Raw genomic sequence first — 1,094 nt, forward strand, 5'->3', positions numbered from 1 at the left:
ACCGGGACTTGCGCTCGGAAGTCGCGCGCGGGCGCTTTCGTGAAGACCTGTTTGCGCGTATCAACCTCTGGACCTACACCCTGCCAGGCCTCTCCCAGCGCCGGGAGGACATCGAGCCCAATATGGATCACCAGCTCATGCTGGCCTCTGAAGACCTGGGGCGCAAGACCCGCATGACCACCGAAGCGCGCGCCGCCTATTTGCGTTTTGCGCAGTCGGGCGAGGCGGTCTGGACCGGCAATTTCCGTGACCTCAGCGCATCGATCACGCGTCTTGCCACGCTGGGCGACAACGGCCGTATCGGCGTGGGCCTGGTGGAAGCGGAGATCGCGCGGCTGCGCTGGCAGTGGCAGGCGACGGAACATGAAGCCAGCGCAAGCGTTGTGTCACTCTCCGAACTAATGGGAAGCGCCGCGGACACGCTGGATTATTTCGACCGGCTGCAGCTTCAGGCCGTGATCGAAGTGTGCCGCAATAGCGCGTCCCTCAGTGATGCCGGGCGAGCCTTGTTCAATGTCTCGCGCTCGCAGCGCAGCGTGGTCAATGACGCAGACAGGCTGCGCAAGTACCTGCTGAAGTTTGACCTGAGCTGGGAAAAACTCTCAGCCTGACCCGCACTGGATCAGCACTAGATCGGCAATTGGGTGGTCGAGAGCACCTGCTTGAGCACCATGAAGGTACGCACCTGCCGCACACCCGGCAAATACAGTAGTTGCTCCGCGTGGAGGCGGTTGAAGCTGTCGTTGTCCCGGGTGCGGACCAGCATGAAGTAATCAAACTCGCCCGTCACGACGTGGCATTCCATGCAGCCCGACACCGTCTGGGCCGCCTTTTCGAAATCGGCGAACGACTCGGGTGTCGACCGGTCAAGCACCACGCCGATCATGACCAGCATGCCGACGTCAAGCAGGTGCGGATTGAGCAGCGCCACCACGCCCTTGATCAGCCCAAGCTCCTTGAGCCGCTCCACGCGCCTCAGGCATGCGGGCGCGCTCAGGTTCACCTTGGCCGCCAGCGCCACGTTGGACACCGAAGCGTCGCGCTGAAGCGTCCTGAGAATCGCCCGGTCTGTTCGGTCCAGCGCCTCCCTGAGG

At 63.1% G+C, this 1,094-nt stretch carries 1 protein-coding gene and 1 pseudogene; one reads left to right on the plus strand and one right to left on the minus strand.

The window, feature by feature from the left end:
• Positions 1–611, plus strand: a pseudogene (locus AC1D0Z_RS22510) (sigma 54-dependent transcriptional regulator); the annotation flags it as partial.
• A 17-nt stretch (positions 612–628) separates the two neighbouring features.
• On the opposite strand, the gene AC1D0Z_RS22515 reads toward AC1D0Z_RS22510, so the two are convergent.
• On the minus strand, positions 629–1,081 hold the full coding sequence (locus tag AC1D0Z_RS22515; protein ID WP_477660364.1) for an Lrp/AsnC family transcriptional regulator: 453 nt from the start codon (positions 1,079–1,081) through the stop codon (positions 629–631).
• Positions 1,082–1,094: the final 13 nt, after the last annotated feature.

The organism is Polaromonas sp. P1_E3 (assembly GCF_056405935.1).